Annotated in this window: 18 protein-coding genes; 12 read left to right on the forward strand and 6 right to left on the reverse strand. The window is 69.1% G+C overall.

The window, feature by feature from the left end; all coding sequences use genetic code 11:
- The first annotated feature begins 66 nt into the window (after positions 1-66).
- Together QPR87_RS10225 and QPR87_RS10230 are read left to right on the forward strand one after the other, a co-directional pair.
- A complete protein-coding gene (locus QPR87_RS10225) occupies positions 67-1,200 on the forward strand; it encodes an aminodeoxychorismate synthase component I (protein ID WP_285049490.1) in 1,134 nt (377 codons plus the stop codon).
- Positions 1,152-1,787 (forward strand): aminotransferase class IV family protein, encoded by a 636-nt coding sequence (locus QPR87_RS10230; protein WP_041530482.1) that lies wholly within the window; start codon positions 1,152-1,154, stop codon positions 1,785-1,787. Before QPR87_RS10225 ends, QPR87_RS10230 begins: the two co-directional genes overlap by 49 nt.
- Before the next feature lie 5 nt (positions 1,788-1,792).
- On the opposite strand, the gene QPR87_RS10235 is transcribed toward QPR87_RS10230, so the two are convergent.
- A complete protein-coding gene (locus QPR87_RS10235) occupies positions 1,793-2,557 on the reverse strand; it encodes an IclR family transcriptional regulator (RefSeq protein WP_285049492.1) in 765 nt (254 codons plus the stop codon).
- 256 nt (positions 2,558-2,813) lie between these two features.
- On the opposite strand from QPR87_RS10235, the gene nadA reads away from it, so the two are divergent.
- The 10 genes from nadA (at position 2,814) to QPR87_RS10285 (ending at position 19,412) form a co-directional block, all read left to right on the forward strand.
- Positions 2,814-3,866 carry a quinolinate synthase NadA gene (gene nadA, locus QPR87_RS10240; RefSeq protein ID WP_285049494.1) on the forward strand — a complete coding sequence of 351 codons (1,053 nt, stop codon included), beginning with the start codon at positions 2,814-2,816 and terminating at the stop codon, positions 3,864-3,866.
- A gap of 3 nt (positions 3,867-3,869) precedes the next feature.
- Positions 3,870-5,435 carry an L-aspartate oxidase gene (locus tag QPR87_RS10245; protein ID WP_285049496.1) on the forward strand — a complete coding sequence of 522 codons (1,566 nt, stop codon included), beginning with the start codon at positions 3,870-3,872 and terminating at the stop codon, positions 5,433-5,435.
- A complete protein-coding gene (gene nadC, locus QPR87_RS10250) occupies positions 5,432-6,283 on the forward strand; it encodes a carboxylating nicotinate-nucleotide diphosphorylase (protein WP_011750656.1) in 852 nt (283 codons plus the stop codon). The genes QPR87_RS10245 and nadC overlap by 4 nt, the downstream gene beginning before the upstream one ends.
- A gap of 246 nt (positions 6,284-6,529) precedes the next feature.
- Positions 6,530-8,926, forward strand: coding sequence for a glycogen/starch/alpha-glucan phosphorylase (locus tag QPR87_RS10255; RefSeq protein WP_285049498.1), 2,397 nt, complete (start codon positions 6,530-6,532; stop codon positions 8,924-8,926).
- Positions 8,927-8,947: 21 nt separating this feature from the next.
- Positions 8,948-11,143: a 1,4-alpha-glucan branching protein GlgB gene (gene glgB / locus QPR87_RS10260; protein WP_285049500.1), complete on the forward strand. Its 2,196-nt coding sequence runs from the start codon at positions 8,948-8,950 to the stop codon at positions 11,141-11,143.
- Positions 11,144-11,186: 43 nt separating this feature from the next.
- Complete coding sequence (gene glgC / locus QPR87_RS10265) at positions 11,187-12,449, forward strand: glucose-1-phosphate adenylyltransferase (RefSeq protein WP_104492773.1); 1,263 nt, start codon at positions 11,187-11,189, stop codon at positions 12,447-12,449.
- The gene (gene glgA / locus QPR87_RS10270) at positions 12,446-13,849 is read left to right on the forward strand and encodes a glycogen synthase GlgA (protein WP_285049502.1); all 1,404 of its coding nucleotides are present in this window, start codon (positions 12,446-12,448) and stop codon (positions 13,847-13,849) included. The genes glgC and glgA overlap by 4 nt, the downstream gene beginning before the upstream one ends.
- Positions 13,849-15,942, forward strand: a complete 2,094-nt coding sequence (glgX, locus tag QPR87_RS10275; RefSeq protein WP_285049503.1) for a glycogen debranching protein GlgX — start codon at positions 13,849-13,851, stop codon at positions 15,940-15,942. Before glgA ends, glgX begins: the two co-directional genes overlap by 1 nt.
- A 25-nt stretch (positions 15,943-15,967) precedes the next feature.
- The gene (locus QPR87_RS10280) at positions 15,968-17,770 is read left to right on the forward strand and encodes a 4-alpha-glucanotransferase (RefSeq protein WP_502921604.1); all 1,803 of its coding nucleotides are present in this window, start codon (positions 15,968-15,970) and stop codon (positions 17,768-17,770) included.
- Between the two features lie 10 nt (positions 17,771-17,780).
- Positions 17,781-19,412 carry an alpha-D-glucose phosphate-specific phosphoglucomutase gene (locus QPR87_RS10285; protein WP_285049505.1) on the forward strand — a complete coding sequence of 544 codons (1,632 nt, stop codon included), beginning with the start codon at positions 17,781-17,783 and terminating at the stop codon, positions 19,410-19,412.
- Between the two features lie 29 nt (positions 19,413-19,441).
- Here the strand turns inward: QPR87_RS10285 and QPR87_RS10290 are convergent, their stop codons facing one another.
- The 5 genes from QPR87_RS10290 to QPR87_RS10310 form a co-directional block, all read right to left on the reverse strand.
- A complete protein-coding gene (locus tag QPR87_RS10290; protein WP_011750648.1) occupies positions 19,442-19,780 on the reverse strand; it encodes a carboxymuconolactone decarboxylase family protein in 339 nt (112 codons plus the stop codon).
- Between the two features lie 105 nt (positions 19,781-19,885).
- Entirely contained in the window at positions 19,886-21,028 is a 1,143-nt protein-coding gene (locus QPR87_RS10295) for an alpha-D-ribose 1-methylphosphonate 5-triphosphate diphosphatase (protein WP_011750647.1), read from the reverse strand.
- A 174-nt stretch (positions 21,029-21,202) separates the two neighbouring features.
- Positions 21,203-21,883, reverse strand: coding sequence for an NAD-dependent deacylase (locus tag QPR87_RS10300; RefSeq protein ID WP_285049506.1), 681 nt, complete (start codon positions 21,881-21,883; stop codon positions 21,203-21,205).
- Positions 21,884-21,890: 7 nt separating this feature from the next.
- Complete coding sequence (locus QPR87_RS10305; protein WP_041530480.1) at positions 21,891-22,196, reverse strand: hypothetical protein; 306 nt, start codon at positions 22,194-22,196, stop codon at positions 21,891-21,893.
- 169 nt (positions 22,197-22,365) lie between these two features.
- Positions 22,366-22,551, reverse strand: a complete 186-nt coding sequence (locus tag QPR87_RS10310; RefSeq protein WP_041530479.1) for a heavy-metal-associated domain-containing protein — start codon at positions 22,549-22,551, stop codon at positions 22,366-22,368.
- Positions 22,552-22,621 lie beyond the last annotated feature (70 nt).

Raw genomic sequence — 22,621 nt, forward strand, 5'->3', positions numbered from 1 at the left:
CCCATGCCGGCCATTGTTCGCGCCGCCCTGCCTATGCTACCCCGCGCCGCGAGAATGGAGGCGCGCGTGATCCTTTGCGAATTCGGTCCCGGGGGCGGGCCGGTCCTGTTTCGGGACCCGCGGGAATTGCTGGTGGTGACCCGGCCCGAGGACGTGGCCCCTGCGCTCGACCATCTGGAGGCCCGGCGCCGGCAGGGGGCATGGATCGCGGGCTACCTGTCCTATGAGCTGGGCTATGCGCTGGAGCCGGTGCTGGCCCGCGACATGCCGGCCGAGCGCCGCACGCCGCTGCTGGCCTTTGCCGTCCATGACGCGCCCCGGCCGGCCCCGCCGCTGCCCGCGGGCGACGCGGCCCGGCTGGCGCCGCTGAAGCCGCTGATCTCGCTGCAGGATTATGCCGCCGCCTTTGCCCGGACCCGCGACTATATTGCGGCGGGGGATTGCTATCAGATCAACCTGACCTTTCCCATCGGTTCGCGCCTCGTTTCCGGCTCGGCGCTGGAGCTTTACGCTGCGCTGGCCGCGCGCCAGCCGGTGGGCTTCGGCGCCTATGCCGATCTGGGGCAGGGGCCGGTGGTGGTCTCGCGCTCGCCCGAGCTGTTCTTCCGCCTTGACGCGCAGGGCCGGATCGAGGCGCGGCCGATGAAGGGCACGGCGCCGCGCGACCCCGATCCGGCGCGCGACGCGGCCCTGGCGGCGGGGCTGGCGGCATCGGAAAAGAACCGGGCCGAGAACCTGATGATCGTGGACCTGCTGCGCAACGACATCGCCCGCATCTCGCGCGTGGGCTCGGTGCGGGTGCCCGAGCTTTTCGCCGTGGACAGCTTTGCCACCGTCCACCAGATGAGTTCGCGCGTGGTGGGCCAGCTGGAACGCCCGGCCGAGCTGGGCGCGCTGATGCGGGCGCTGTTTCCCTGCGGCTCGATCACCGGCGCGCCCAAGATCCGCGCCATGCAGATCATCCGCGAGGTCGAGCCCTTTGCGCGCGGCGTCTATTGCGGCGCCATCGGCTGGATGGCACCGGACGGCGCGGCCTGCTTCTCGGTCGCGATCCGCACGCTTTCGGTCTGGCCGGATGGCGAGGTCACGCTGAATGTCGGTGGCGGCGTGGTGCAGGATTCGACCGCCGAAGGCGAATGGGAGGAGGCGCTATGGAAAGCCCGCTATGCGCAGGATCTGACGACCCCGGATTGCGGCTGATCGAAACGGTGCTGTGGGACGGCGCCCGCTGTCCCCGGATCGAGGGGCATCTGGCGCGGCTGGCGGCGGGGGCGCAGGCGCTTGGCTGGCCCTGCGACCCGCAGGCCGCCCGCGCCGCGCTGGTTGCGCCTGCCGGCCAGCCGGCGCGGCTGCGGCTGACGCTGGATCGCGCCGCGCGGATCGAGGTGACGCGGGGCCCCTTGCCGCAGTCGCGCCCGGAATGGCGGCTGGCGCTGGCCGGCACGCGGCTCGGCTCGGGCGATCCCTGGCTGCGGCTCAAGACCACGCGGCGGGCGCAATACGACGATGCCCGCGCCGCGCTGCCCGAGGGGATCGAGGAGGCGATCTTCCTGAACGAGCGCGGCGAGGTCTGCGACGGCACCATCACCACGGTCTTTTTCGACCGCGGCCAGGGCATGCGCACGCCGCCGCTGTCCTGCGGGCTTTTGCCGGGCGTGCTGCGGGCTGGGATGCTGGCCGAGGGGGCCTGCCGCGAAGAGTTGCTGCCGGCCGGGGATCTGCCGCATGTCCGGCTTTGGGTCGGCAATGCGCTGCGCGGGTTGATCCCCGCCGTCTGGGCGGGCTGAGCCGGTCAGGCCAGGTCGGCCAGCTCGCGTGCGGCGCGTTGCAGCGCCGGCAGATGCGTCATGGCCGTGTCCAGGGACATGCGCTGGACGGGCGCGTGAAAGGTCACGGCGGCCAGCACCCGGCCGCGCGAATACAGCGCCGGGACCGAGATGCCGACCATGCCGGGGATGAATTCCTGGTCGTCGATGGCGTGGCCCTGTTCGCGCACGCGCGCCAGCTCTTCGCGCAGGCTTTCGGCGCTGGCGAAGGTGTTCGGCGTATGCGGATGCAGTTGGGCGTGGCGCAGGAAATGCTCGACGCTCTGCGGGTTCATGAAGGCCAGGCAGACCTTGCCGGCGGCGGTCGCATGCAGCGGCACGCGGGTGCCCAGCCGGATCACCAGCCGCAAGGGCCAGTTCGTCTCGACCCGGTCCACATAGACCAGCGTGTCGCCCTCGGGGATCGAGATCGAGCAGGTTTCGCCCACCGAGGCGAACAGCCGGACCAGCACGTCGTGGCGCGCCAGGTCGTATTGGCCGGCATGCATGACGCCCAGCATCATGCGCCGCAGCTTGAGGCCGGGCAGATAGCTGCGCCCATCGAGTTGCCGCGACAGGTAGCCCTCTTGTTCCAGGGTGGCGACCAGACGGTGGATGGTCGGCTTGGGCAGGCCGAGGCTGGCGTTGATCTCGGTGGCGGTCATCGGCCGCGCCTCGCGCGCCAGCACTTCCAGGATCTGGAGATTGCGCAGGCTTGGGGGCGCCTGGGAACTGTCTTGATACTCTTGCATGGCCTGGAACCCGGTCGCTTTACCGTTCTTATTATCGCAGGAGGGCAGGAGGTCCAGACGTCGCGGGCGCCACTACATCCTTTTGCGCGGATGGCGGCAGGTGCCGGTCCCCGGTCGCTGCACTGTAGCATTTGCGTTGCCCGAGCGTCATCCATCGGTTAGGAACCGCGACTCACAGACCCCGGCAGTTCTGGTATCGGGGGCCGGGCGCACTATATCCGGGGTGACTGCGACGCGGGCAGAGTGGGGGGACCAAATGCTCGATCTGACGACCATCCGCAGCGAGCTCGGCTCGCATTACGATCTCGAGCCCTCGCTCGAGCTGGCCGAGCGCATGGCCGATATCCATGCCCGGATGGGCCGCGTCATGCCCTGGCCCGACTGGGCGATCCATGCCCCCTATGTCGCCGCGATCAACAAGCTCAAGAAAGAGCGCAATGCCGTGGTGCTGGCGCATAACTACATGACGCCGCAGATCTATCACGGCATCTCGGACGTGGTGGGGGACAGCCTGGCGCTGGCCATCGCCGCGACCAAGGTCGAGGCCGAGGTGATCGTGCAATGCGGCGTGCATTTCATGGCCGAGACCTCGAAGATCCTGAATCCGCGGAAAACGGTGCTGATGCCCGACATGGAGGCCGGCTGCTCGCTGGCCGAAAGCATCACCGCCGAGGGCATCGCCGAGATGCGGGCGCGTTATCCCGGCGCGCCGGTGGTCAGCTACGTCAACACCACCGCCGAGGTGAAGGCCGCGTCCGACATCTGCTGCACCTCTGCCAATGCGGCGCAGATCGTCGCGGCGCTGGAAGGCGACACGATCATCATGACGCCCGACAAATGGCTGGCGCAGAACGTCGCGAACAAGGTGCCGCAAAAGCGCATCGTCTGGTGGGACGGCGCCTGCATCGTGCATGAGCAGTTCACGGCGCAGGATCTGCGCGATTTCCGCGACTGGAACCCGGGGCTTAAGATCATCGCCCATCCCGAATGCCCGCCCGACGTGGTGGCCGAGGCCGATTACGCCGGTTCGACCGCCAATATCCAGGGCTGGGTCGAGACGGAGCGGCCCAGGCAGGTGATGCTGGTCACGGAATGCTCGATGGCCTCGAACATCTCGGACGCCAATCCCGAGGTCGAGTTCCTCGGCCCCTGCAACATGTGCCCCTATATGCAGAAGATCACGCTGGAAAAGGTGCTGTGGTCGCTGCACACCATGACCGGCGCGGTCGAGGTCGATCCGCAGGTCGCGGACCGCGCCCGGCGGGCGGTGCAGCGCATGATCGACCTGTCGCAACGCCTGGCGGCCTGACGGATGCGCGAAACCTCGACGCCCCGCGTCATCATCGTCGGCGCGGGGCTGGGCGCGCTTTACGCGGCGCTGAAACTGGCGCCGCGCCCGGTGCTGATGATCTCGCCCGAGGTGCTGGGGCAGGGCGCAAGCTCGGCCTGGGCGCAGGGCGGGGTGGCGGCGGCCATGGACCCGGCCGACAGTGCGCAGGCGCATGCCCGCGACACGCTGCTTGCCGGCGCCGGCACCGTCGATCCCGCCGTCGCGGCGCTGGTCACGGACGAGGCGCGGGCGCATATCCTGGACCTGACCCGGCTCGGCACCCCCTTCGACCGCAAGCCCGACGGCGGCTATGTGCTGTCGCGCGAGGCGGCGCACAGCTTTGCCCGCGTCGTGCGGGTGCAGGGCGACCAGGCCGGGGCCGAGATCATGCGGGCGCTGGTCGCCTGCGTGCGAGAGACGCCCTCGGTCCAGGTGCTGGAGGGCGTCATGGCCACCGGCCTGCGCGTCGAGGAGGGCGTGGTCGCGGGGGTCGAGGTCACGCTTTCCGGTCCGCAGGGCTCGGCGCCCTTCCTGATCCGCGCGCCGGCGGTGCTGCTGGCGGGCGGCGGCTCGGGCGGGCTTTACGCGCTGACCACCAATCCGCCGCGCATCCGCGGCCAGGTGATCGGCATGGCGGCGCGGGCCGGGGCCGAGATCGGCGATGCGGAATTCGTGCAGTTCCACCCCACCGCCATCGGTTGCGGCGAAGACCCGGCGCCGCTGGCCACCGAGGCGCTGCGCGGCGAGGGCGCGCATCTGGTCAACCGGCTGGGCGAGCGCTTCATGCTGGCGGTGCATCCCGATGCCGAGCTTGCGCCGCGCGACGTGGTGGCGCGTGCGATCTATGCCCAGACGCAGGCGGGCTTGCGGCCGATGCTGGACACCCGCGGCTGCCTGGGCGACCGCATCGTGACCGAGTTCCCGGCCGTCGCGGGGGCGTGCTCGCGCGCGGGGATCGACCCCACCCGCGAGCCGATCCCGGTGGCCGCCGCCGCGCATTACCACATGGGCGGCGTGGCGGTGGACGCCGAGGGGCGGGCCAGCCTCGACCGGCTTTGGGTCTGCGGCGAGGCCAGCTCGACCGGGCTGCATGGTGCGAACCGGCTGGCCTCGAACGGGCTTCTTGAGGCGCTGGTCTTTGCCCGCCGCTGCGCGCTCTCCATCGAGGCGCTGCTGGGCCCGGCGCAGGACGCGCCCGAAATCCTGCTGCCCGATCTGCCGCCCGGCCCCGTGCCCGACCCGGCGCTGGTCGCCCGCCTGCGCCGCGCCATGACCGAGGGCGCGGGGGTTTTGCGCGATGCCGGGGGCCTGAGCCGCTGCCTGCGCGAGATCGGGACCATCGAGGCGGCGCAGCCCGATTGCCCGGCGCTCATGAACATGACCGCCACCGCCACGCTGATCGCCGCCGCGGCGCTGATGCGGCAGGAAAGCCGCGGCGCGCATTGCCGCACCGACTTCCCGCAGACCGCGCCCGAGGGTCGCCGCTCGCGCCTGCGGCTGGCCGATGCGCTGGCCCTGCGCGCCTCGCTTGAACCGGAGACGACATGACCGAGATGCCCCCGCTGCCCGAGATGATCCTGGAGCCGCTGCTGCGCGCCGCGCTGACCGAGGATCTGGGCACCTATGGCGACATCACCACGCGCACGGTGATCCCGGCCGGCACCCGCTATCGGGCGCGGATCGTGGCGCGCGAGGCGGGCGTGGCCTCGGGGATGCAACTGGCGGGCATCGCCTTTCGCCTGATCGACCCGGGCCTCGCATGGCGGCCGCTCCATCCCGACGGCAGCCGCTTCCAGCCCGGCGACACCCTGGCCGAGATCGAGGGCGAGGCGGCCTCGATCCTCTCGGCCGAGCGGGTGGCGCTGAACTTTGCCGGCCGGCTGTCCGGCATCGCCACGCAGACGGCGGCATTCGTGGCCGAGACGGCGGGCACGAAGGCGCGCATCACCTGCACCCGCAAGACCACGCCGGGGCTGCGGCTGGTCGAGAAGCAGGCGGTCCTGCATGGCGGCGGCTTCAACCACCGCTTCGGCCTGTCGGACGCGATCCTGGTCAAGGACAACCACATCGCGGCGGCGGGCGGCATCCGGCCGGTCCTGCAGGCGATCAAGGCCCGCGCCTCGCACATGATGCGGGTCGAGATCGAGGTGGACCGGCTGGACCAGCTTGCCGAGGTGCTGGAGGAGGGCGGCGCCGATGTCGTGCTGCTGGACAACATGCAGACGGCGGAGTTGCGCGAGGCGGTCGCCATGACCGCGGGCCGCGTGGTGCTGGAAGCCTCGGGCAACATGCGACTCGCCCGTGTGGCCGAGGTGGCGGCGACGGGGGTGGACTACATCTCGGTCGGCGCGCTGACCCATTCGGCGCGCACGCTGGATCTGGGTCTGGATTTCTGACCAAAATCGCGTCGCTGCGGAAATCCCGAACTTACTCAGGTCACTGAACCGCGTATCTCGAAAATGACCGGCTGCGGCCCGGATCGCCAATGCCCGGCCGATACCGGGCGTTTCCGCCACGTTCCGCCGAAAAGCAGTTATCGCTAACATTTTTCCTTGCATGGCTTGCGGTCTGTCGTGCTTTAAGCAGAGTCGGGGAAACGGCCCGGATTTCCTTGCGGGCGCGATGACTGGACAGGGGAACGAATGGCCAAGGACGAGATGCCCAAGAGCGATTTCCGCGATGCAATCCTGTGGCACCTGACCTATACGCTGGGCAAGGACCCGGATCATGCGCAGGTCTTCGACTGGCGGCTGGCGCTGAGCCATGCGGTGCGCGACCGCATCGTGGATCGCTGGATGGCATCCACCCGCGCCACCTATCGCGCCGATGCCAAGCGGGTCTATTACCTGTCGATGGAATTCCTGATCGGCCGGCTGCTTCAGGACAATATCGTCAACCTGCAACTGGCCGACCAGGCGCAGGCGGCGATCGAGAGCTTCGGCCTCGATTACCGCGACCTGCTGCTGGACGAGCCCGACGCGGCGCTGGGCAATGGCGGGCTGGGGCGGCTGGCGGCCTGTTTCATGGAATCGCTGGCCACGCTGGGCTGCCCGGCCTATGGCTACGGCATCCGCTACGAGCACGGGCTGTTTCGCCAGAGCTTTGCCGAGGGCCGGCAGATGGAGGCGCCCGAGGACTGGCTCGCGCAGCCCTATGTCTGGCAGTTCGAGCGCCCCGAGGCGCGTTTTACCCTGGGTTTCGGCGGCCGCGTCGTCACCCGCGACGGCAAGCCGGTCTGGGAGCCCGAGAACTTCGTGCAATCCGAAGCCTATGACGTCCCGGTCATCGGCTGGCGGGGAGCCTGGGCCAACACGCTGCGGCTCTGGGCCGGGCGGGCGGTCGACCCCTTCGACCTCGGCCGCTTCAACGCCGGCGACTTCACGGCGGCCGCCGAGGCCGAGGCGCTGGCCCGCACCATCTCGCGCGTGCTTTATCCCGAGGATTCGACCGAAGCCGGCAAGCGGCTGCGGCTGACGCAGGAATATTTCTTCTCGGCCGCGTCGATCCGCGACATGCTGCGCCGGTTCGAGGCCGATCACGCCGACCTGCGCCTCTTGCCGCAAAAGGTGGCGATCCAGCTCAACGACACCCATCCGGCCATCGCCGGGCCGGAATTGCTGCGCATCCTGCATGACGAGCGCGGCCTGCCCTTCGACGAGGCGCTGGCGATCACCCGGGCCTGCGTGAACTACACCAACCACACGCTCTTGCCCGAGGCGCTGGAAAGCTGGGGCGAGGGGCTTTTCGGCGAGTTGCTGCCGCGCCATCTGCAGATCATCGACCGCATCGATGCCGAGGACGCCAAGGCCCATCCCGACCGCCGGAACGCGGCGCGGGGCGAGAGGCGGGTCAGGATGGGCGAGCTGTCCTTCATCCTGTCGAACCGCGTCAACGGCGTCTCGGCGCTTCATACCGGGCTGATGAAGACCACGGTTTTCGCCGACCAGCATCGCATCTGGCCCGATCGCATCGTGAACCAGACCAACGGCGTCACCCCGCGCCGCTGGCTGCATGGTTGCAACCCGCGCCTGTCGCGGCTGATCACCCAGACCATCGGCGACGGCTGGGTGGGCGATCTGGAGCAGTTGCAGGCGCTGGAGCCCCATGCCGCCGATGCCGGCTGGCTGGAGCAGTTCGCCGCCGTGAAGGCCGCGAACAAGGCCGATCTGAGCGACTGGGCCCGCCGCGAACATGGCCTGACGCTGAATCCGCAGGCGCTGTTCGACGTGCAGATCAAGCGCATCCACGAATACAAGCGCCAGCACCTGAACATCCTGGAGGCCATCGCGCTGTGGCAGGAGATGCGCGAGAACCCGTCCGCCGACTGGACGGCGCGGGTCAAGATCTTTGGCGGCAAGGCGGCGCCGGGCTATTTCTTCGCCAAGGACATCATCCGGCTGATCAACGACGTGGCCGGCGTCATCAATGCCGACGCGGCGACGAACGAAAAGCTGCAGGTCGTCTATCTGCCGAATTACAACGTGACGCTGGCCGAGCGGCTGATCCCCGCCGCCGACCTGTCCGAGCAGATCTCGACGGCCGGCAAGGAGGCGTCGGGCACCGGCAACATGAAGTTCGCGCTGAACGGTGCGCCGACCATCGGCACGCTGGACGGCGCCAATGTCGAGATCCGCGAGCTGGTGGGGCCCGAGAACTTCTTCCTGTTCGGCCTGACCGCCGAGGAGGCCGAGGCCCGTCGCGCCGTTCCCGACCATGCCGCCAGGGCGGTCGCTGGCGATCCGCGGCTCAAGCGCGCCATCGAGGCGATCCGCAGCGGCATCTTCAGCCCAGGCGAGCCGGACCGCTATGCGAATATCGTCGAGAACCTGACGGGGGCGGATTACTTCCTCGTCGCCTCGGATTTCGCCGATTACTGGCGGGCGCAGCGCGAGGTCGATTTCGCCTATGCCGACCGCGACGGCTGGGCGCGGATGGCGGCGCTGAACGTGGCGCGCTCGGGCTGGTTCTCGTCGGATCGCACGATCCGCGGCTACATGCAGGACATCTGGAACGCGAAAAGCCTGCTCGGGCAGGAGTGACGCCATCGCGGAGGGGGAACCATGGCGCAGATCGACCCGAATGAAGTCGCGGATCCCGCGGTGCTGGCCCGCATCGTCGAGGGACGCTTCGACGATCCCTTCGCGGTCCTTGGCCCGCATCAGCGGGGCAGCATGCGGCATGTCACCGCCTTCGACCCCGGTGCGATCGAGATGGCGGCCATGGTGGGCGGCAAGGCGCATCCGCTGAACCCGGTCGAGGGCTGTCCGGGCCTGTTCCACGGCAAGGTGCCCGGCGCGGAACCCTATCTGCTGCGCGGGCGCCGCGACGGCGAGGAATGGCTGGTCGAGGATGCCTATCGCTTCGGCCCGTTCCTGGGCGAGCTTGACGAATACCTGCTGGGCGAGGGCCGGCACCAGCGGCTTTGGCAGGCGCTCGGCGCCCATGTGATCGAGCATCAGGGCACGCGCGGCACGCATTTCGCGGTCTGGGCGCCCAATGCCCGCCGCGTGTCGCTGGTCGGGGATTTCAACGCCTGGGACGGGCGGCGCCATGTCATGCGCAGGCGCGGCGCGACCGGCGTGTGGGAGATCTTCATGCCCGATCTGGGCGAGGGCACGGCCTATAAATACGAGATCCTCGGTGCCTATGGCGGGCTGGCGCAAAAGGCCGATCCGGTCGGCTTCGGCGCCCAGCACCCGCCGGCGACGGCTTCGGTGGTGTGCGAGATCGCGGGCTATGGCTGGTCGGATGGCGGCTGGATGGGCACGCGGGCCGAGGCGCAGCGCATCGACCGGCCGATCTCGATCTACGAGGTGCACCTGGGCAGTTGGCGCAGGAAGGACGGCGGCCGGCCGATCTCGTATCGCGAGGCGGCGGTGGAACTGGTCGAGTATGCCAGGGATATGGGCTTCACCCATATCGAACTGCTGCCGATCAGCGAATATCCCTTTGACGGCTCCTGGGGCTATCAGCCGGTCGGGCTGTTCGCGCCGACGATCCGCTTTGGCCCGCCGCACGAGTTCCGCGACCTGGTGAATGCCGCGCACAAGGCGGGGCTGGGGGTGATCCTGGACTGGGTGCCGGGGCATTTTCCGACCGATCCGCACGGGCTGGTGCAGTTCGACGGCACCGCGCTTTACGAACACGCCGACCCGCGCGAGGGCTTTCATCAGGACTGGAATACCCTGATCTACAATTACGGCCGCAGCGAGGTGATGAACTACCTGACCTCGAACGCGCTTTATTGGCTCAGGGAATATCACGTCGACGGGCTGCGGGTGGATGCGGTGGCGTCGATGCTCTACCGCGACTATTCCCGCGCCGAGGGGCAATGGGTGCCGAACAAGGACGGCGGGCGCGAGAATTACGAAGCCATCGCCATGCTGCAGGAGATGAACCGCCTGACCTATGGCGAGGAGCCGGGCATCATGACGGTGGCCGAGGAATCGACCTCATATCCCAGGGTCTCGCGGCCGGTGCACGAAGGCGGCCTGGGCTTTGGCTTCAAGTGGAACATGGGCTGGATGAACGACACGCTGGACTATATCCGGCGCGAGCCGATCCATCGCAAGCATCATCACCACCAGATGACCTTCGGCCTGCATTACGCCTTTTCCGAGAATTTCATCCTGCCGATCAGCCATGACGAAGTGGTGCACGGCAAGGGCTCGATGCTGGCCAAGATGCCGGGCAGCGAATGGGAGAAATTCGCCAACCTGCGCGCTTATTACGGCTTCATGTGGGGCCATCCGGGCAAGAAGCTGTTGTTCATGGGCCAGGAATTCGCCCAAGGCTCGGAATGGAACCACGACGCCGAGATCGACTGGGCCTGCATCGGCAACCCGCTGCATTACGGCATGCAATTGCTGGTGCGCGACCTGAACGCGATCTATTGCGCCACGCCCGCGCTTTACGCGCGTGATTGCGACGGCGCGGGCTTCCAGTGGATCGAGGCCAACGACGCCGCCCATTCCATCTATGCCTGGGTGCGGCGCGGGGGGCCGGGCGACCCCGAGGTGGTGGTGGTCTGCAACTTCACCCCGGTCGAACGCAGCGGCTGGCGCATGGGCTTTCCGCAGGCGGGCCTGTGGCGCGAGGTGCTGAACACCGATGCCGAGGTCTATGGCGGGGCCGGGCGCGGCAATCTGGGCCGTATCTCTGCCCTGCCGGGCGAGAGCCATGGCCAGCCCGCCCATGCGGAACTGGTGCTGCCGCCGCTTTCGACGCTGATCTTCATCAAGGACGACAAGACGTAACCATCCCGCGCGCAGGCGCCGGGTAAAGAGGGAGGGGATAGAGATGGCCCAGCGTGAGGAAAGGCTTTCCAGAAGATCCATGGCCTTCATTCTGGCCGGCGGACGCGGCTCGCGCCTGCGCGAACTGACCGACAAGCGGGTCAAGCCGGCGGTCTATTTCGGCGGCAAGTCGCGGATCATCGACTTTGCGCTGTCGAACGCGCTGAACTCGGGCATCCGCAAGATGGCGCTGGCCACGCAATACAAGGCCCACAGCCTGATCCGCCATGTCCAGCGCGGCTGGAACTTCTTTCGGGCCGAGCGCAACGAATTCCTGGACATCCTGCCCGCGTCCCAGCGCTACGACGAGTCGATGTGGTATCGCGGCACGGCCGACGCCGTGGCGCAGAACATCGACATCATCGACAGCTACGGCGTGGATTACGTCCTGATCCTGGCCGGCGACCATATCTACAAGATGGATTACGAGCTGATGATCCGCCACCATGTCGAGGCGGGCGCGGACGTGACCATCGGCTGCCTGACCGTGCCGCGGGCCGAGGCCTCGGCCTTCGGGGTCATGGCGGTGGACGGCAAGGACGTCATCACCAGCTTCCTGGAAAAGCCCAAGGACCCGCCCGGCACGCCCGACGACCCGGATGTGACGCTGGCCTCGATGGGCATCTATGTGTTCCGCTGGGATTTCCTGCGCGACCTGTTAATCCGCGACATGCAGGACGACAATTCCAGCCACGATTTCGGCAACGACCTGATCCCGGCCATCGTGCGGGACGGCAAGGCGCAGGCGCATCGCTTCGCCGACAGCTGCGTGCGGGCCTCGGGCGATCCGGTCTATTGGCGCGACGTGGGCACGGTCGATGCCTTCTGGCGGGCGAATATCGACCTGACCGACTTCAACCCCGACCTGAACCTGTGGGATCGCGACTGGCCGATCTGGACCTATTCCGAACTGGTCCCGCCCGCGAAGTTCATCCATGACGAGCCGGACCGCCGCGGCAGCGCCGTCAGCTCGCTGATCTCGGGCGGCTGCATCATCTCGGGCAGCGAGATCCGCGAGTCGCTCTTGTTCACCCAGGTCCACACCAATTCCTATTCCAGCCTGGAGCGCGCGGTGGTGCTGCCCTATGCCAACGTCGCGAGGCACGCACGCTTGACCAATGTGGTCATTGACCGCGCCGTCAGAATCCCCGAAGGGCTGGTCGTCGGCGAGGACCCCGACGAGGACGCGAAATGGTTCCGCGTCTCGGAAGGCGGCGTCACGCTGATCACGCAGGACATGCTGGATCGAAGGGAAGCGTCTTTATGACAAGGGTTCTGTCCGTCGCCTCGGAATGCGTGCCGCTGGTCAAGACCGGCGGCCTTGCCGATGTGGCCGGCGCGCTGCCGGCCGCGTTGGCCGGGCAGGGCGTCGGGATGCGGGTGCTGTTGCCCGGCTATCCCGCGGTGCTGGAGGCCGCGGCCAAGGCGCCGGTGGTGCGCGAGATCCCGGATCTGTTCGGCGGCCCGGCCTGCATCCGGCGCGGTGCGCTGGGAAAGGCGGTGCTTTACATCCTGGACGCGCCGCATCTTTTCGACCGGCCGGGCGGCATCTATCTGGGGCCGGACGGCCGCGACTGGCCCGACAATCCGCAGCGTTTCGCCGCGCTTTGCAAGGCAGCCGCGCTGATCGCCGCCGAGGGCGTCGAGGACTGGCGCCCGCAGGTGCTGCACCTGCACGACTGGCAGGCGGGGCTGACCCCGATCTATCTGCGCCAGGCGGGGGTGCGCGACGTCAGGACGCTGCTGACCATCCACAACATCGCCTTTCAGGGGCTGGCCCCGGCGCATATGCTTTCGGCGTTGCAATTGCCGGCGCATCTCTTCAACCCGAGCGGTTTCGAATATTGGGGCCGGATCTCGGCGCTGAAGGCGGGGATCGTCTTTGCCGACAAGGTCTCGACCGTCAGCCCGACCTATGCCGAAGAGCTGATGACCCCCGAATTCGGCATGGGGATGGAGGGCGTGCTGGCCGACCGCGCCGGCGATTTCACCGGCATCCTGAACGGCATCGACCTGGACGCCTGGAAGCCGCCCTATGCCACGCCCCAGGGCAAGGCGCCCCATCGCGCGGCGCTGCGCAAGGAATTCGGACTGCCCGAGGCGGACGGGCCGCTTTGCGTGGTGGTCTCGCGGCTGACCGGGCAGAAGGGGCTGGACCTGTTGATCGAGGCGCTGCCGGCGCTTCTGGAAAACGGCGGCCAGCTGGCGGTGCTGGGCTCGGGCGACCCTGGGCTTGAGGCGGCTTTCGCCAAGGCCGCCGCCCGCCATGCCGGCGTTGCCTTGCGGCTGGGCTATGACGAGGCGCTGTCGCGGCGCATGATCGCCGGCGGCGACGCCATCCTCGTGCCCTCGCGCTTCGAGCCCTGCGGGCTGACGCAGCTTTACGGGTTGCGCTTTGGCACGCTGCCGCTGGTGGCGCTGACCGGCGGGCTGGCCGACACGGTCATCAACGCGTCGGTGGCGGGGCTGGCCGCCGGGGTGGCGACCGGGGTGCAGTTCCATCCGGTCGATGCGCGGACGCTGTCCCGCGCGCTGACCCGGCTTTGCGCGCTCTGGCATCAGCCGGCGGCGTGGCAACGCATGATGGACAATGCCATGGCCCACCCGGTCGGCTGGGACGCCTCGGCGCGCGCCTATGCCGAGCTGTTCGAGGCGATGGCCGCCTGATGACCGGGCTGCGTATCTTCGAGGGCCGGGCGGAACCGCTGGGCGCCACTTTCGATGGCGATGGCGTGAACTTCGCCGTGTTTTCCGAACATGCGCGGCGGGTGACGCTGTGCCTGTTCTCGCCCGACGGCCGGACCGAGACGCACCGGCTGGACCTGCCGGAACGCGACGGCGATGTCTGGCACGGCTATGTCCCCGGCCTGCGCCCCGGCCAGCTTTACGGGCTGCGCGCCGACGGCCCCTATGCGCCGGCCGAGGGGCACCGCTTCAATTATCACAAGCTGCTCATCGATCCCTATGCCAAGCGGCTGACCCGGCATCCGGTCTGGCACGACGCGCTGATGGGCTATGCCGTCGGCTCGCCCGACGCCGATCTCAGCTTCGACCGCCGCGACAGCGCGCGCTTCATGCCGCGCTCTGTGGTCGAGGATCCGTCCTTCGCCTGGGGCGCCGACCAGCCGCCGCGCCGCGACATCGCCGAGACGGTGATCTACGAGGCCCATGTCAAGGGCCTGACCCAGCTGCATCCCGACGTGCCCCATCGCGGCAGCTTTCTGGGCCTCGCCTCGGACCCGGTCCTGGAACACCTGCAATCCCTGGGCGTCACCGCGCTGGAGCTGCTGCCGGCGCAGGCCTTCCTGAACGACCGTTTCCTGCTGGAAAAGGGGTTGGTGAACTATTGGGGCTACCAGACGCTGGGCTTTTTCGCCCCTGACCCGCGCTATCTGGCCAAGGATCAGATCGCCGAGTTCCAGCACATGGTCGCCCGCATGCACGCTGCCGGGATCGAGGTCATCATGGACGTGGTCTACAACCACACCGGCGAGGGCAACGAGCTTGGCCCGACGCTGTCCTTTCGCGGCCTCGACAACCGCAGCTATTACCGCCTGCAGGAAAATCCCCGCCATTACGTCGACGACACCGGCACCGGCAACACGCTGAACGTCAATCACCCCATGGTGCTGCGCATGGTCATGGACAGCCTGCGCTATTGGGTCGAGGTGATGCATGTGGACGGCTTTCGCTTCGATCTTTGCACGGCGCTGGGGCGGCGGGTGCGCGGCGGTTTCGACCGCAGCGCCTCATTCTTCGATGCGATCCGGCAGGACCCGGTGCTGACGCGGGCCAAGCTGATCGCCGAGCCCTGGGACATCGGACCCGGCGGCTATCAGGTCGGGGGCTTCCCGCCGCCCTTCCTGGAGTGGAACGACAAGTATCGCGACGGCATCCGCCGCTTCTGGCGCGGCGACGCGCGGCAGGTGCCCGAGCTTGCCGACCGCATGGCCGGCTCGGCCCGGCAGTTCGACCATTCAGGCCGGCCCGCCACCTCGTCGGTGAACTTCCTAACCGCGCATGACGGCTTTACGCTGATGGATGTGGTCAGCTACGGCGAAAAGCACAACGCCGCCAATGGGGAACAGAATCGCGACGGCCATTCCGAGAATTTCTCGGACAACATGGGTGTCGAGGGGCCCAGCGACGATCCCGCCATCCTTGACGCCCGCGCGCGCCGGCGCCGCAACCTGCTGGCGACGCTGCTTTTGTCGCAGGGCACGCCGATGCTGCTGGCCGGGGACGAGCTGGGCAATTCGCAGGCCGGCAACAACAACGCCTATTGCCAGGACAACCAGATCGGCTGGGTGCAGTGGGACGGCGCCGATCCTGCGTTTCTGGACTTTACCCGCAGGCTCATCGCCTTTCGCCGCGCCCATCCGATCCTGCGGCAGAAACGCTTTCTGCATTCGCGCCCGCGCCTGACCGACGGGCTGCCCGACCTGTTCTGGCTGCGCCCGGACGGAGAGGAGATGACCCCGGCCGACTGGGGCAATCCCGAGCTGCGCGTGCTTTGCGCCGAGCTGCGCATGGCCGCCGGCACCCCCGATTATGCGCAGCGCGAGGAGGCGCTGTTTCTGGTCTTCAACAACGGCGACCCGCTGGAGGTGGTGCTGCCCGAACGCCCCGAGGGCTGGCGCTGGCGGCTGCACCTGGACACCAGCCGCCCCGATCTGGCCCCGCATGTGATCGAGGGCGACCGGCTGGCGGTGGACGGCCAGTCCGTCCTCGCCTTCGATCTGGAGCGCGACCGTGACTGATCCGCGCCTGATCCTGGCGGAACGGATGGGCGTGCTGCCGGGCTTTCACGACCTTGCCGGGCAATGGCGCGAGACCTCGGTCGAGACCGCCGCGGCGCTGCTTGCCGCCATGGGGCTTGCCGTGCCCACCGCGGCCGAGGCGCAGGCGGCGCTGGAGGCTCACGCCGACCGCCTGCCGCGGGACGTGATCTGCGCCGCCGGTTCCCGCCCCGACCTGGCCGTCGGCGACTGGCAGGTGACGTTCGAGAATGGCGCCCAACAGGAGGGCCGCGGCCCGCTGCCCGCGCTGCCGCTGGGCATCCACCGTTTGCAGGCCGGGGGCCGGGACTATACGCTGCTTGCCGCGCCGCCGCGCCTGCCCGAGCCGGCGCGGTGCTGGGGGCTGATCGCGCCGCTTTACGGCATCTCGCAGGCGGGGATCGGCAGCTATGCCGACCTTGCGGTGCTGGCGCGGGGCATGGGCGGGCAGGGCGCGGCTTTCCTGGGCATGAACCCGGTCCATGCCGGCTTCCCGACCGTGCCGCATCTCTTCAGCCCCTACACCCCGTCGCATCGCCGGCGGCTGAACGTGATCCACCTGCCCGGCGGCGCGGGCACCCCCGGCCCGCGTGTCGATTACGCCCGCGACATCCCGGCCCGCATGGCGGCGTTGCGCGCGGAATACGACGCCTTTCCGGGCGATCCGGCCTTTGACGCCTGGCAGGCGGCCGAGGGCGAGGGCCTGCAGCGCTTTGCCCTGCATCAGGCGCTGTCGGTTCGGCTGGGCGCCTTCTGGAGCGATTGGCCGGCGACGCTTGCCTCGCCCGACACGCTCGCCGCCCTTGCCGCGCGCGCGGAACTGGCCGGCGAGATGCGCTTTCATGCCTGGCTGCAATGGCGGGCCGAACGGGCGCTGGCGGCGGCCGGGCAGGCGGCGCGCGACGGAGGCATGGCGCATGGGCTCTATCTCGACCTCGCCGTGGGCACCCATCCCTTCGGTGCCGAGACATGGGAGGATCGCGCCAGCTTCGCCTTTGGCGCCTCGCTTGGCGCGCCGCCCGACGGTTTTGCGCCCGAGGGGCAGAACTGGTCGCTGGCACCCTTCAACCCGCTGGGCCTGCGCGCCCAGGCCTATGCGCCGCTGGCCGAAACCCTGCGCCGCCAGCTGCAATTCGCGGGCGTGCTGCGCATCGACCACATCCTGGGCTTCGAGCGCGCCTTCTGGGTGCCCGATGCGGCACCCGGCGCCTATGTCGCCATGCCGCGCGACGCCATGCTGGCCGTGGCCCGGATCGAGGCCGCGCGTGCAGGCGATGCCGTCATCGTCGGCGAGGATCTGGGCAATATCCCCGAGGGGCTGCGCGATGCGCTGGCCGCCTCGGGCATCCTCGGCTGCCGCGTCGCGATGTTCGAGCGCGACGGCTGGCATCCGCCGGTCTTTCGCCCTGCCGAAGCCTATGACCGCGGCGCCATCGCCAGCTTTTCGACCCATGACCTGCCGACGTGGCGCGGCTGGCGGCAGGGCGCCGATATAACGGCCCGCGGCCGCATCTCCGGCCAGGATACCGCCACCCAGCACAGCGAACGCGCCGAGGAGGTTGCCGCCTTCGACCGGCTCCTGCCCGATCCCGGCGTCGATGTGCTGCACGGCTTTCTGGCCCGCACGCCGTCGCGGCTGGTGGCGGTGCAGGCCGAACTGCTGCTCGACATGGCCGACCAGCCGAACCTGCCCGGCACGGTCGGCGAATATCCGAACTGGCAGCTGCGCCTGCCGGTGGCGGCCGGGGATTTCCCGGCATTGCCCTCGGTCGCGCGGACTGCCAGCATCATGCGTGACCACGAACGCTAAGGAGAGGTCCATGACCGTTCACACCGTCCCGACCCAGCCCATCGCGGGGCAGAAACCCGGCACCTCGGGCCTGCGCAAGAAGACCCCGGTCTTCATGCAGCCGCATTACCTGGAAAACTTCGTGCAGGCGATCTGGAACGGCACCGGCGGCGCCGAAGGCAAGACCTATGTGCTGGGCGGAGACGGGCGCTATTTCGGCGACCGCGCCGCGCAGGTCATCCTGCGCATGGCGGCGGCCAGCGGCGCGAAAAAGGTGATCGTCGGGCAGAACGCGCTGCTCTCGACCCCCGCCGCCTCGCACCTGATCCGGCTGCGCGGGGCGGATGGCGGCATCATCATGTCCGCCAGCCACAATCCCGGCGGCCCGACCGAGGATTTCGGCGTCAAGTATAACGTCGCCAATGGCGGCCCGGCGCCCGAGCCGGTGACCGAAAAGATCTTCGAGGCCACCAAGGCGCTGACCGAATACCGCATCCTGGACGCGCAGGACGTCGACCTGTCCACGCCGGGGACCAGGATTCTGGGCGGGATGGAGATCGAGGTGGTCGATCCGGTCGCCGACTACGCCGACCTGATGCGCTCGATCTTCGACTTCGACAAGATCCGCGCGCTGTTCGCGGACGGCTTCCGCATCCGCTTCGACGCCATGCACGCGGTGACCGGACCCTATGCCAAGGCGATCCTGGAGGGTGAGTTGGGCGCGCCCGCGGGCTCGGTGGTGAATGCTGTCCCAAGCCCCGATTTCGGCGGCGGCCATCCCGATCCGAACCCGATCTGGGCCAAGGATCTGATGGATGCGATGTTCGGCGCGGATGCGCCCGATTTCGGCGCCGCCTCGGACGGGGATGGCGACCGCAACATGATCGTCGGCCGCGACTGCTATGTGACGCCTTCGGACAGCCTTGCGGTGCTGGCGGCCAACGCGACGCTGGTCCCGGCCTATGCCGGCGGGCTGAAGGGCGTGGCGCGCTCCATGCCGACCTCGCGGGCGCTGGACCGGGTGGCCGAGAGCCTGGGCCTTGCCTGCTACGAGACGCCGACCGGCTGGAAGTTCTTCGGCAACCTGCTCGATGCCGGCAAGGCGACGCTCTGCGGCGAGGAAAGCGCCGGCACGGGCTCGGACCATGTGCGGGAAAAGGACGGGCTCTGGGCGGTGCTGTTCTGGCTGAACCTGCTGGCCGAGCGCCGGCAGCCGGTGGCCGGGATCATGGCCGATCACTGGGCGAAATACGGCCGCAACTATTATTCCCGCCACGACTACGAGGCGGTGGATGCGGCGGCCGCGGGCGAGCTGGTGGCGGCGTTGCGGGGCAAGCTGGACGGCCTGCCGGGCCGGTCCGCGGCCGGGCTGCGGATCGAGGCGGCGGACGAGTTCGCCTATGACGACCCGGTCGACGGCTCGCGCAGCGAGGGACAGGGCCTGCGCATCATGACCGAAGGCGGCGGGCGCATCGTGCTGCGCCTGTCGGGCACCGGCACCGAGGGCGCGACGCTGCGCGTCTACCTGGAGCGGGTCGAGACCGACCCGGCCCGGATGCAGGACGATCCGCAAGAGGCGCTGGCCGGGGTCATCGCCGCCGCCGAGGAAATCGCCGGCATCCGCGCCCGCACCGGCCGCACCGCGCCCGACGTGATCACCTGAGCGCCGGTTTAGCCCGTCGGGGGCCGGGCTCAGCCGGCGGCCAGTTCGTCCCAGCAGGCCAGCGCATGGCCGGCATACATCATGCCCGGCCCGCCGCTCATCTGGATCGCCATGGACAGCACGTCGCCCAGTTCCTCGCGCGTGGCGCCAGCCTTCATCAGCGCCTCGACATGAAGCAGGATGCAGGGTTCGCAACGCTGGACGATGGCCATGCCAAGGGCGATGAATTCCCTGGTCTTGACGTCCAGCACGCCGCCGTCATGCACCGCCTTGGACAGCGTGCCAAAGCCCTTGGCGGTGTCGGGGATGGCCTTGTTCATTACCCGCAATTCGCCGCGCATCCCGTCGATCTTTGCCTTGTAGCTCATGGTTCGCACTCCTTCTGGGCCGGGCATGGCCTTAGCCCGGCGCGAATGGGTGCGGCTTGATCCAGATCAAGGAAGTTGCGAATTTTCGCAGGTTTGCGGCAAGGTTCAGACCCGCCGCCCGCGCACCCAGGTCTCGCGCATGACCGGCGTGTCCTCCAGCATCGCGAAGCGGATCAGGTCGGCGCGCAGCCCCGGCGCAAGGCGGCCGCGGTCGGCCAGCCCCGCCGCCCGGGCCGGGTTGGCCGTCACCGTCGCCACGGCGCGCGGCAGGTCGTCCCATATCCGCGCCAGGATCAGCGCCCCGGCCAGCAATCCCGAGGGCACATAGTCCGACGACAGGATGTCCAGGTGCCCGGCCCGCGCCAGTTCTGCCGCCGAGACATTGCCGGAATGGCTGCCGCCGCGGATCAGGTTCGGCGCCCCCATCATCACCATGATGCCGTGGTCGTGGCAGGCGGCCGCTGCCTCGGGGGTGGTCGGGAACTCGGCCAGCCGCACGCCATGGCCGGCCGAAAGCGCGACATGTTCGGCCGTGGTGTCGTCGTGGCTGGCCAGCACCGCGCCCAGCCGGTGCGCGATCTCGACCGCGGCGGCCTCGTGCCGGTCGCCGAAGCGCGCGCGCAGATCCTTGAGCCGGGCGACGTGATCGGCGAATTCCGCGTCCGAAAGCTTGTATTTCCCCTGCACGTATTGCGCCAGCTTCGAGACGTCGCGGAACTGGCGCTGGCCGGGAGTGTGATCCATCAGGCTGATGATGCCGACCCGGTCCTCGGGCCCGAACTCGTCCAGCTCGGCCAGCAGGGTCTGCGAGCAGATTTCGGCGCGCAGATGCAGGAAATGGCTGATGCGCAAGGCGTCCCGCGCCCGGATCGCCGCCAGCTCATGCGCCAGTTCGCGGGCATATTTGTCGTAATCCTGATCCGGCCCCTCGTTCGGGATCGAGCCCACGCGCATGGCGTCGAAGACCGTGGTGATGCCGCAACCGGCAAGCTCGGCGTCATGCGCCAGGATGGCGGCGGCATGGGGCCAGTCCACGCCGGGGCGCGGGCGGATGTGGCGCTCCAGGTTGTCGGTGTGCAATTCGACCATGCCGGGGGCGAGGTAGTCGCCGCCCATGTCCAGCGCACCGGCGGGAACGGCGGTGCCCGGCTGGATCGCGGCGATGGCGCCGTCCTCGACGACGATGGCACCGGGCGTCACGGCTTCGGGCAGGATCAGGCGGGCATTGGCGAGGATGGTGCGGGTCATGGCGGGCTTTCGGGTTTCGGCGGGCAAGGGGTGGCCGATTGCGGCGCCATGGTCAAGCGCGGCGCCCGGTGGGCCGGGGGCGGGGGCGCTGCCCCCACGCCGGACCGGCCCCTTGGCGGGGCCTGTCCGGCGTTCCCCCGGGGTATTTCGGCAACGGAAAGGGCGCAGGAGCGGTCAGTTGCAGAGCGCGGCCACCCATTGCGGCACCACCTCGGTCGCGGGGCCGGTGCGGCGATCGGTGAAATCGCGGCTGACGGCCGAGGCGGCCAGGTTCAGTTCGACCGTTTCGGCACCGTTGCGGCGGGCGTGCTGCGCCAGCCCCGCCGCCGGATAGACGAGGCCCGAGGTGCCGATGGCGGCGAAGAGGTCGGCCTGTTCGACCGCCTCCCATATCCGCTCCATGTGATAGGGGATCTCGCCGAACCAGACGATGTCGGGCCGTGTCTGCGGCTTGCCGCAGCTGGGGCAGGAGTCCAGCGCCCGCATCACCAGCGCCGCCGGCCAGCGATGCCCGCAGCCGGCGCAGAGCGCGCCGAGCAGGCTGCCATGCATGTGGATCACCTCGGGCGAGCCGCCGCGTTCGTGCAGGTCGTCCACGTTCTGCGTGACCAGCGTCACCCGGTGATGTTCCGCAAGCCGTGCAAGCGCCCGATGCGCAAGGTTGGGCTGGGCGCGGGCGGCATCGGCGCGGCGCTGGTTGTAGAAGCGATGCACCAGGGCCGGGTCGCGCTGAAAGCCCTGGGGCGTGGCGACGTCCTCGATCCGGTGGGATTCCCACAGCCCGTCGGTGGCGCGGAACGTCCTGATCCCGCTTTCGGCCGAAATGCCGGCCCCCGTCAGCACGGTGATGCGCATGAGATCCTCAGCGCGCGCAATAGGCCTCGGCTGCTGCGGCGAAGTTCTTGTAGCGCGCCCAGAAGGCGTTGTCGGCATCGCTTTTCGACATGCGCACCTCTTGCGCCTTGTCCGCATCGCGGAAGAAGCGGGCGGCGCGGCGCTGGTCCGAACGCGACAGCGTCTGGTCGGCGACCTGCTGGATGCAGCCGCAGACCTGGCTGCTGCGCGCGGCGCGTTCCGAACGCACGCAGGCGGAATCGATCGGACCGGCGACGGCGAGCGGCGTGGTCAGCACCACCGCGGCGGCGGCGATCATCAGTCGGTTGAACATGTCTGTCTCCTCGGCTCCTGCCGCGGCAACGGGGCTGGGCACCCTCTTTCGGCCGCGCATCTTGTGGGGCAAAGCTTAGCAGAAGCCGCCCTGCGCCTCAATTGCGACAGGGCGGCATGGGCCGGCCCAAGGATGGCGGCCGGGGCGCAAGCGACCCCAAGATATGCGTTCAGGCCGGCTCGGGCGTATAGCCCGCTTCGCGAATCACCTGGGCCGCGCGGGCGGCATCCAGCCCCTCGACCGCGACGCTGCGCGAGGGCAGGTCGCAGGCGGCCCGACCGCCCGCCTCGGTTACCGCCCTTTCGATGGCGGCGGTGCAATGGCCGCAGCTCATGTCCTCGACGCGGAATTTCATCGGCCCGTCCTTTCGCCCGTTTTTCGCCTGGCCCGGGCCTTTCGCTTGCCTGGGAAGCGGCCTATGATCG

The sequence above is a fragment of the Paracoccus sp. SSJ genome, from assembly GCF_030234105.1.
In the GTDB taxonomy this organism is placed as follows: Bacteria; Pseudomonadota; Alphaproteobacteria; order Rhodobacterales; family Rhodobacteraceae; genus Paracoccus; species Paracoccus denitrificans.

Coding starts and splice junctions, on each gene's coding strand:
- glgA (WP_285049502.1), top strand. CDS start 12,446: ATGACAAGGGTTCTGTCCGTCGCCTCGGAATGCGTGCCGCTGGTCAAG.
- glgX (WP_285049503.1), top strand. CDS start 13,849: ATGACCGGGCTGCGTATCTTCGAGGGCCGGGCGGAACCGCTGGGCGCC.
- QPR87_RS10310 (WP_041530479.1), bottom strand. CDS start 22,551: ATGAAATTCCGCGTCGAGGACATGAGCTGCGGCCATTGCACCGCCGCC.
- nadC (WP_011750656.1), top strand. CDS start 5,432: ATGACCGAGATGCCCCCGCTGCCCGAGATGATCCTGGAGCCGCTGCTG.
- nadA (WP_285049494.1), top strand. CDS start 2,814: ATGCTCGATCTGACGACCATCCGCAGCGAGCTCGGCTCGCATTACGAT.
- QPR87_RS10300 (WP_285049506.1), bottom strand. CDS start 21,883: ATGCGCATCACCGTGCTGACGGGGGCCGGCATTTCGGCCGAAAGCGGG.
- glgC (WP_104492773.1), top strand. CDS start 11,187: ATGGCCCAGCGTGAGGAAAGGCTTTCCAGAAGATCCATGGCCTTCATT.
- QPR87_RS10280 (WP_502921604.1), top strand. CDS start 15,968: ATGGGCGTGCTGCCGGGCTTTCACGACCTTGCCGGGCAATGGCGCGAG.
- glgB (WP_285049500.1), top strand. CDS start 8,948: ATGGCGCAGATCGACCCGAATGAAGTCGCGGATCCCGCGGTGCTGGCC.
- QPR87_RS10245 (WP_285049496.1), top strand. CDS start 3,870: ATGCGCGAAACCTCGACGCCCCGCGTCATCATCGTCGGCGCGGGGCTG.
- QPR87_RS10255 (WP_285049498.1), top strand. CDS start 6,530: ATGGCCAAGGACGAGATGCCCAAGAGCGATTTCCGCGATGCAATCCTG.
- QPR87_RS10235 (WP_285049492.1), bottom strand. CDS start 2,557: ATGCAAGAGTATCAAGACAGTTCCCAGGCGCCCCCAAGCCTGCGCAAT.
- QPR87_RS10230 (WP_041530482.1), top strand. CDS start 1,152: ATGGAAAGCCCGCTATGCGCAGGATCTGACGACCCCGGATTGCGGCTG.
- QPR87_RS10305 (WP_041530480.1), bottom strand. CDS start 22,196: ATGTTCAACCGACTGATGATCGCCGCCGCCGCGGTGGTGCTGACCACG.
- QPR87_RS10285 (WP_285049505.1), top strand. CDS start 17,781: ATGACCGTTCACACCGTCCCGACCCAGCCCATCGCGGGGCAGAAACCC.
- QPR87_RS10295 (WP_011750647.1), bottom strand. CDS start 21,028: ATGACCCGCACCATCCTCGCCAATGCCCGCCTGATCCTGCCCGAAGCC.
- QPR87_RS10290 (WP_011750648.1), bottom strand. CDS start 19,780: ATGAGCTACAAGGCAAAGATCGACGGGATGCGCGGCGAATTGCGGGTA.